Source organism: Inquilinus sp., assembly GCF_057815775.1.
Genome location: NZ_JBYRFX010000318.1, coordinates 1 through 8,255 on the forward strand (window position 1 = coordinate 1; position 8,255 = coordinate 8,255).

7 protein-coding genes are annotated in these 8,255 nt (G+C 67.2%); all 7 read right to left on the bottom strand.

Annotated elements, in window-relative coordinates; genetic code table 11:
• Positions 1-23: 23 nt before the first annotated feature.
• The gene (locus tag AC3XYG_RS11265; RefSeq protein WP_489139921.1) at positions 24-1,172 is read right to left on the bottom strand and encodes an amidohydrolase/deacetylase family metallohydrolase; all 1,149 of its coding nucleotides are present in this window, start codon (positions 1,170-1,172) and stop codon (positions 24-26) included.
• Between the two features lie 40 nt (positions 1,173-1,212).
• Entirely contained in the window at positions 1,213-2,229 is a 1,017-nt protein-coding gene (locus tag AC3XYG_RS11270) for an ABC transporter ATP-binding protein (RefSeq protein ID WP_489139922.1), read from the bottom strand.
• A gap of 22 nt (positions 2,230-2,251) precedes the next feature.
• Positions 2,252-4,156 carry an ABC transporter permease gene (locus AC3XYG_RS11275; protein WP_489139923.1) on the bottom strand — a complete coding sequence of 635 codons (1,905 nt, stop codon included), beginning with the start codon at positions 4,154-4,156 and terminating at the stop codon, positions 2,252-2,254.
• A 78-nt stretch (positions 4,157-4,234) separates the two neighbouring features.
• Positions 4,235-5,551: an ABC transporter substrate-binding protein gene (locus AC3XYG_RS11280; protein ID WP_489139924.1), complete on the bottom strand. Its 1,317-nt coding sequence runs from the start codon at positions 5,549-5,551 to the stop codon at positions 4,235-4,237.
• Positions 5,552-5,719: 168 nt separating this feature from the next.
• Positions 5,720-6,733, bottom strand: coding sequence for an aldose epimerase family protein (locus tag AC3XYG_RS11285; RefSeq protein ID WP_489139925.1), 1,014 nt, complete (start codon positions 6,731-6,733; stop codon positions 5,720-5,722).
• Between the two features lie 20 nt (positions 6,734-6,753).
• Complete coding sequence (locus AC3XYG_RS11290) at positions 6,754-7,536, bottom strand: SDR family NAD(P)-dependent oxidoreductase (RefSeq protein ID WP_489139926.1); 783 nt, start codon at positions 7,534-7,536, stop codon at positions 6,754-6,756.
• Positions 7,537-7,585: 49 nt separating this feature from the next.
• On the bottom strand, positions 7,586-8,255 hold a 670-nt coding region (locus AC3XYG_RS11295), incomplete at its 5' end, for a carbohydrate ABC transporter permease (protein WP_489139927.1).

Genomic DNA, 8,255 nt, shown 5'->3' on the forward strand with positions numbered 1-8,255 from the left:
GGTCTCGATGTCGTCGCGCTGCATCATTTCGTTCCTTCCGCCGGGTGCCACCAGCGCCCGTTGACCACCACGCCCTCGGCGAAGATCCGCCGGTCGGCGGTGACGATCTCGCCGCGCACATCCTCCAGCGGGAAGGCGCCGTGCTTCAGCGACAGGATGCTGGCGTCGCCGACGCTGCCGGGCTTGAACGTGCCGAGCTCGGGCCGGTTCAGCGCCTTGGCGGCGTTGACGGTGGAGGCCGCGATGACCTCGTCGAGCGGCATGCCCAGCGCCAGGAACTTCGACAGTGTCGTCACCTGGTCATAGGCCGGGCCGTTGATGCAGAGAGCGTGGACGTCGGAGGAGATGGTGTCCGGCTTGAAGCCCTGGGCCAGCATGGCCCGGCCAGTCTTCCAGGCGAACGATCCCTTGCCGTGGCCGATGTCGAACAGCACGCCGCGCTCGCGCGCCGCCAGCACCTCGGGCTTGATCTTGCCGTCGCGGGTGACCGGCGAATTCGGGAACGGCCGGAAGCAATGGGTCAGCACATCGCCCGGCCGCAGCCGGTCCACCACCGCCTCGTAGGAGGGCGGCGGTTCGTCGATATGCACCATCAGCGGCAGCCCGGTCTCGTCGGCCACCTGCAGCGCGACGTCGAGTGGCGCGATGCCGGCCGGGCCGCTGGCGATGCGGCCGACCCGGACCTTGATGCCGATGATGACGTCGCGGTTGGCCTCCGCCACCTCCACGGCATCCCGCGCGGCCATCAGCCGGATGTCGTTGCTTTCGCCGACCATGACCCGTTCGGAGAAGGCGAAGATGCCGGCGAAGGAGACGTGCAGATAGACCAGGATGCGGATCTGGCTGGGGTCGATCACATGCTTGCGGAAGCCCGGGAAGTTGCCCGGCCCGGCGCTGCCGGTGTCGACGCAGGTGGTCACCGCGCTCTTCCGCGCGAAATCCTCGGCATCGATGCCGAGCGAGGTGCCGCCCCAGTAGACATGGGTGTGCAGGTCGATCAGGCCGGGCGTCACGATCTTGCCGGCGACGTCGCGCACCACGGCGCCGCCGGGATCGAGGCCGGCGCCGATCGCGGCGACCTTGCCGCCGGCAAAGGCGACGTCGGCGATGCGGTCGATACCCTGGGACGGGTCGAGCACCCGGCCGTTCTTGAGCACGAGATCGAATGCCATGGGTGAAGCGCTTCTTTGTCGTGTGAGGGGAAGGCGGCGGCTATAGCCGGGCGCCGCTGTCACGGTCGAATACGTGGATTGTGCGGTCGGGCGCGGTCAGGGTCAGCCTTTCGCCCGGGCGGCGGCCGCCGGGGTCGCTGCAGGTGGCCTTGACCATGCGGTCGCCCACCTGGACGTCGAGGAAGTGGATCGGCCCCGCCGGTTCGATCAGCGCGAGTTCGCCGGTCAGGGAGAAGGCGTCGCCATCCGCTGCCGCCGCCGGGGTCAAATCATGCGGCCGGACGCCTATGACCCGGCTGTCGTCATGGCCGCCGGAGACGGCGGAGCCCGGCAGGAAGTTCATCTGCGGACTGCCGATGAAGCCGGCGACGAACTGGTTGGCCGGCTCGCGAAAAACCGTCATCGGCTCGGCGAATTGCTGCAGCACGCCGCCATTCATCACCGCGATCCGGTCGGACAGCACCATCGCCTCCTCCTGGTCGTGGGTGACGAAGATGGTGGTGACGGCGAGTTCGCGCTGCAGGCGCTTGATCTCGGTGCGCATCCGCACCCGCAGGCTGGCATCCAGGTTGGACAGCGGCTCGTCCATCAGCAGCGCCGCCGGGTTGCGCACGATGGCGCGGCCGACCGCCACCCGCTGGCGCTGGCCGCCGGACAGCTCGGCCGGGGACCGGTCCAGCAGGGGTTCGAGGCCCAGCATCTCGGCCGCCCAGGCGACCTGCCGCCGGACCGATTCCTCCGGCACCTTCTGCTGCCGCAGCGGGAAGGCGATGTTGTCCCGCACGCGCATGTGCGGGTAGAGCGCGTAGTCCTGGAACACCAGGGCGATGTTGCGGTCGCGCGGGGCCAGGCCGCCGATGTCGCGCCCGTCGAACAGGATGCTGCCGGAGCTGATCTCCTCCAGCCCGGCGATGCAGTAGAGCAGCGTGCTCTTGCCGCAGCCGGACGGCCCGAGGAAGGAGACGAATTCGCCATCCGTGATGTCGAGGTCGAGCCCTTTCAGCACGGGGTGCTGGGCGTAGCTCTTGGACACGGCGCGGATGTTGATCGATGTCATGATGATCTCCCGGGACCGCGGTTCAGCCCTTGACGGCGCCGGACAGCGCCCCCTGGACGAGATAGCGTTGGAACAGGAAGGCGACGGCCACCGGCGGGGCGATCGACAACACGCTGGCGGCGAACATCGGCCCGTATTCGTAGAACCGGGCCTGGCTGAGGAAGCCCGACAGCACCACCGGAATGGTCTGGGAACCAGGCGTCGAGGTCAGGATCAGCGCAAACAGGAACTCGTTCCAGCTGACCAGGAAGCAGAAGATCGAGGCGGCGATGATGCCGGGCCGGGCCACCGGCAGCAGGATCTTCCACAGCATCTTCAGCCGTGAGCAGCCGTCGATCAGCGCCGCCCGGTCCAGGCTGGCCGGGATGCCTTCGAAATAGCTCTTCATCATCCAGGTGCTGAGCGGCAGCAGCACGCTGCAATAGGCGATGACCAGCCCGAACCGGGTGTCGATCAGCCCCAGCGTGCGGAAGATGACGAAGAAGGGCAGCACCAGCGTCAGCGCCGGCGTCATCCGGGTCAGCAGCAGGCCCCACAGGCTGATCCGGAAGAAGCGGCCCTTGCCGTGCCGGGCGAAGGCGTAGCCGGCCAGGGTGCCCAGCGACACGCTGATCACCACCACGACGACGCCGACGACGAAGCTGTTGAACAGCGACAGCGGCACCCGCTGGGCCTGGACGCTGGTCTCGTTGCCGCTGGCCCCCTGTGGCAGCAGCACCGCGGTGAAGTTGTCCAGGGTGAAGCTGCTGGGCACCATCGTCGGCGGTGTCCGGATCAGGTCCGCGGCCGGCGAGATGCTCATCAGCACCAGGGCGATGACCGGCAACGCCGACCAGATGAAGATCAGCAGTGCTGCGATGGCGAAGCCGCCGCGGGTCACCACCGCTTCGACCCGCCGGGGCAGCCGCAGCCGCGGCCGGTAGGCCGGCAGCGTCACCATGGCATGGCGCCGCGCGGCATTCACCGGCGACACCGCGGATGGGGCGTCGGCGGCGGCCGCGGCCCGGCGGCTCTGCCGCGGCCCGAGCACCACGAAGTACAGGATCGCCAGGATGAAGCTGATGATGGTGAGGACGTAGAGGATCGCCGCCCCCTCGCCGAACTTCAGAAACTGGAAGGAGTAGAGATAGCCCAGCCAGGCGAACACGGTGGTGGCGGCGCCGGGGCCGCCCCGGGTCATGATCCACAGGATGTCGAACGCCATCAGCGAATTGATCGTGGCGATGATGGCGATGAACAGCAGGTTGGGCTTCAGCCAGGGCAGCGTGATCGCGAAGAAGCGGGCGACCGGCCCGGCGCCGTCGAGCATCGCCGCCTTGTGCAGGTTGCGCGGCATCGACTGCAGCCCGGCCAGCAGCAGCAGCGCGGTCAGCGGCGCCTGGTTCCAGACATTGGTCAGGGCGACGAGGTTGAGCGCGCGGAAGCCGTCGCCCAGCCAGGGCATCCCCAGGAACCCCAGGCCGAGGTCGTTCAACAGGCCGTTCAGCGTGCCGTAGTCCCCGGCATAGACGAAGGACCAGAGGACGCCGACCGAGACCGGCGCCATCGCCCAGGGCACCAGCATGACGCTGCGCAGGAAGCCGCGCCCGGTGAAGCGTTCATTCAGCACCAGCGCCATGGCCATGCCGATGACGGTGGTGCCGATGACCGAGAAGCCGGCGAAATAGGCGGTCCGGCCCAGCGCCGCCCAGAATTCGGCATTGCCGAACAGGCCGGTGTAGTTGTCGAGCCCGACGAACAGCCAGCGCTTGGTGATCGGGTTGGTGCGGTGAAGGCTGAGATAAAGGCTGTAGGCCAGCGGCAGGCCGACGACCGCGATCACGATCGCCAGGGCCGGCGCCACCGCGGCATAGGCGAAACCGGGAATCTGGCCGGCGCGGCGGCGCCGGGCGGGCAGGACAGGGGCTTGCGAGAGGGTGATCGACACCGGGCCGCGCCTCCGACGAAAGGGTCGCGAAGGACGATCGCGGGCAGCCTCGGCCCCCGCGATCGCCGCTGCTGCAGGCTATTGATACTGCTGCTTCAGCTCGGCCACCTTGCGGCTGAGCTCGTCGACGATCTGGTCCGTCGGCATGCTGCCGCGGATGTATTCCTGGACCCGCTGCATCATGAACAGGTCCCATTCCGGGAACCAGATCTCCTTGGCGATATCGCGGGACGTCGCGTTTTCGAGCTGCTTCTTGGTGATCTCGGTATCGCGCCACTGCGAGAAGCTGGCGACGATTTCCGGATCGGCCATCACCTCCTTGTAGGCGGAACCGAGGCCGAATTCGAGCGCCCAGCGCTTGATCACGTGATACTGGCCGTCCTTGGACTTGCCGCCGAAAAAGCGCAGCAGATTCCAGGTGCGGTCGACGTCGACCGGCTGCGCGCCCATCATGTAGACCGCGGTCCAGGCGAAGGTCGACTTGGCCTTGCCCGGCATCAGGGCGTTCTTCACCTTGCCCGCCGCCTTCGAGAATTTGGGATCGTTGACGGTCTTCTGGTCGTAATCGTGCAGGACCATGAAGGTGTGGCGGCCGGTGGCGTAGCTGGGCACGCCTTCATTCGGCAGCGTCATGATGTCCGCCGCCACCAGCTGTTCCTTGTACAGCGTCTGGTGGGTTTCCAGCACCTTGCGCAGGGCGGCGTCGTCGACGAAATCGCCGGCGGCGTTGAAGACCGGCGCGCCTTCGGCATACCAGCAGGAGAAGATGCTCCACGACAGCTCCGGCCATTTCTGGCCCCAGGCGCTGTTGTAGGGCGCGTCCGAAATGCCGTCCTTCTTCAGCTTGCGGCAGGCGTCGAGCAGCGAGTCCCAGCTGTCGGGCACGGCCAGGCCGGCCTTCTGCAGATGTTCCTCATTGTAGATGAAGGCGTTGTGGCCGGCGTAATAGGGCAGCCCCGCCAGCTTGCCGTCGGGCAGCGACATCGACTTGACGCTGACCGGGAACATCCCGGCCTTCATCTCGTCCACACCGTCCAGCCCTTCCAGGTCGCGGGTCCATTCGGCCGCGTGCCAGCGGGCGATGTGATCTTCCTCGGCATAAAGCATGTCGATCTTCTGGCCGCCGGTCAGCTTGGTTTCGACCACCGGATGATAATCGCCGGTCACCAGCTCGTAATTCACGGCCTCGTCGTACAGCGACTTGAAGGTGTTGACGTTGGCTTCGACGATCTGCGGCTGGAACTGCCAGCCGATGAAGCTGAGCGGCGTGGCCGGCGGTGCGGCGAAGGCGGCCCTGCCGCCGAATCCCGCGAGCGCGGCACCCGATCCTAAGGCGGCGCCCTGCAGCAGGCGCCTGCGAGAAACCAGATAACGACCAAGCAGATCCTTATCCATATGCCTCTCCTGTGATTTTTGGGCTTGCTTCCAACCGGCTTGAAGACCGCCGGGACGAGCTCGCTTCGTTGGTATGTTTGTTATAGATCCAAACAAACCACCCGTCAACGCATGAGGTGAGCCAAAAGCCTGGCCCAAACCGACGGGAACGCGCAGCAACGGTCTCGCCTATGAGGGCTCGACGAATTCATAAGTGGTCAGCTGGCGATACAGCTCGCCGGGCCGCAGGACGGCCTGGGGAAAGCCCGGCTGGTTCGGGCTGTCGGGGTAGCGCATCGGTTCCAGGCACAGCCCGGCATGGGCGAACGGGCGGGACCCGTCGACCGCCGGCCAGTCCGGGCCCAGGCCGGCGCCGTCATAGAGAACGAGACAGGGCTCGGTGGTCGCGACGTCGAGCCAAAGGCTGCCGTCGGGCGCTTCCAGGCGCGCGGCTGGCTGGCGCCCCTCGCCTGCCCGATCGAGAACAAGGCAGCAATCGTATTGGAAAGATGGGTCCGGGCCAGCAATCGGCCGGAGCGCCCGGAAGTCGTAGGGCGTACCGCCGACCGGCGAGAGGTCGCCCGTCGGCACCAGGTCGGGGCCGAAGGGCACAGTGCGGCTCGCCGGAATCCGCAAGCGATGACCGCGGATCGACGTGCCGGGAGCGAGCGTGAAGTAGGAGTGGTGGGCCAGGCTGACGATGGTCGGCGCATCCGTCGTCGCGGTCATCTCGACCGCGAGCGACGCCGGCTCCCCGAGCCGGTAGGTGCAGCGGACATCGAGCCGGCCGGGATAGCCGTCCTCTCCATCGGGCGAGACCAACCCGAGCGTGACCGCGCTGTCGCTGACCTCAACGATGTCCCAGAGGCGGCGCGAGAAGCCCGTTGTTCCGCCATGCAGATGGTGCCGGCCATCGTTCCGGCTGAGCTGGTGAACGGTGCCGTCGAGGACCAGCCGACCCTCGCCGATACGGCTCGCATGGCGGCCGGCGGTGACACCGAGATAGCGCCGGTTGTCGAGGTAGCCGTCGAGCGTCGCGAAGCCGACCACGACGCGCCGCATCCCGCCGCCGACCGGCACGACGAGATCGCGGATCGCCGCGCCGAAGGTGATGACCGAGGCGGTGGTGCCGGCGGCGTTGGCGAGACGAATCTCGCGGACCGCCCGGCCGTCCGGCAGTTGGCCGAAGGGATGGATCGACACGGCACTGTCCCGCCGGGCGCTCACCACACCGTATAGCCCCCGTCGATCACATAGGCAGCGCCGGTGACATAGGCTGCGGCCGGACTGGCCAGATAGACCGCGAGCGGTCCGATCTCGGGCGGATTGCCCGGCCGGCCCATCGGCACCTGTCGGACGAAGGTCTCGATTACGTCGGGCCGCGTCTCGTTCCATTGCCGGTTCGCGTCGGTCATGAACAGGCCGGGGCAGATGGCGTTGACCGTAACGCCGTGCGGTGCCCAATCGGCCGCGGCGCAGCGCGTGAAGTGGAGCACCGCCGCCTTGCCGGTCTCGTAGTGGCGGCCGCCGATGCCGCGATTGGCGATGAGGGCGCTGATCGAGGCAATGTTGATGATCCGCCCTCCCTGGCCGCGCTTCAGCATGGCGCCGCCGATAAGCTTTGTCGCGAGGAAGCAACTGGTCAGGTTGAGGTCCATCAACGACCGCCAGTCCTGCAGCGTCTCTTCCTCGATCGACACGTTGAGGTCGCGGTTGCCGACATTGTTGACCAGGATGTCGATCGGCCCGAATTCGGCGAGGATCGTCTCGCAGGCCGTCTCGCACTCCTCCGGCACGCCCATGTCGGCCTTGACCGTCCAGGCCTGGCGGCCGATGGCGCGGATGTCGGCAGCGGTCTGGTCGAGCGTGTCCTGCGTGCGGCCGGTGATGATGATATCGGCACCGGCCTCGGCCAGGGCCAACGCCATCTCGCGGCCGAGGCCCCGGCTTGCGCCCGTGATCAGCGCCCGCTTCCCGTCGAGGCCGAACCAATCCTGCAATCCCATCTGAGTCTCCGATGTCGACATTCGTTGATGTTGGGAATGGAGTGCAGCGCTACTTCACGGCGCCGATCGTGAGGCCGCCGACGAGATAGCGCTGCAGCATGGCGAAGACGATCGCGACCGGTACGCTGGCGACGAGCGTCGCGCCCATCACATGGTCCCATTCGACCTGGTAGCGGCCGCCGACGAGCGAGAAGATCTGCATGGTGAGCGTATACTTCTCGTTCGAGCGCAGGAGCGTCATCGCCAGCACGAACTCGTTCCAGCAATAGATGAAGATGAACACGGACGTGATGCCGATCGCCGGGACGGCGAGCGGCAGGAACACGAGCCGGAGGCGCTGCAGCGCGGACGCGCCGTCGAGCTTCGCGGCCTCTTCGAGCTCGCGCGGGATCGTCTGGAAATAGGCCTGCAGCATCCAGACCGAGAAGGCGAGATTGAAGGCGATGTAAGCGAGCACCAGCGCCGGCAACTGGTCGACCAGCCCCATCTTCGACATCAGGCGGAAGATGCCGAGCACGAGCACGATCGGCGAGAGCATCTGGGTGACGAGCAGGAACTGACGGAACAGCCGCTGCCCCCGGAACTCCATGCGTGCCATCGCATAGGCGGCAGGGATCGCGATCAGCAGGCACAGGATGGTCGCGGCAATGCTGACGAACAGGCTGTTCGCGAGCGCCGGCCCGAAGCGTGCCGCCTGCCACATGTCGGCGAAGTTCTCC

Excerpts from the sequence above, each read along its gene's own strand:
- AC3XYG_RS11280 (WP_489139924.1), bottom strand. The coding sequence starts at position 5,551 with ATGGATAAGGATCTGCTTGGTCGTTATCTGGTTTCTCGCAGGCGCCTG.
- AC3XYG_RS11270 (WP_489139922.1), bottom strand. The coding sequence starts at position 2,229 with ATGACATCGATCAACATCCGCGCCGTGTCCAAGAGCTACGCCCAGCAC.
- AC3XYG_RS11290 (WP_489139926.1), bottom strand. The coding sequence starts at position 7,536 with ATGGGATTGCAGGATTGGTTCGGCCTCGACGGGAAGCGGGCGCTGATC.
- AC3XYG_RS11265 (WP_489139921.1), bottom strand. The coding sequence starts at position 1,172 with ATGGCATTCGATCTCGTGCTCAAGAACGGCCGGGTGCTCGACCCGTCC.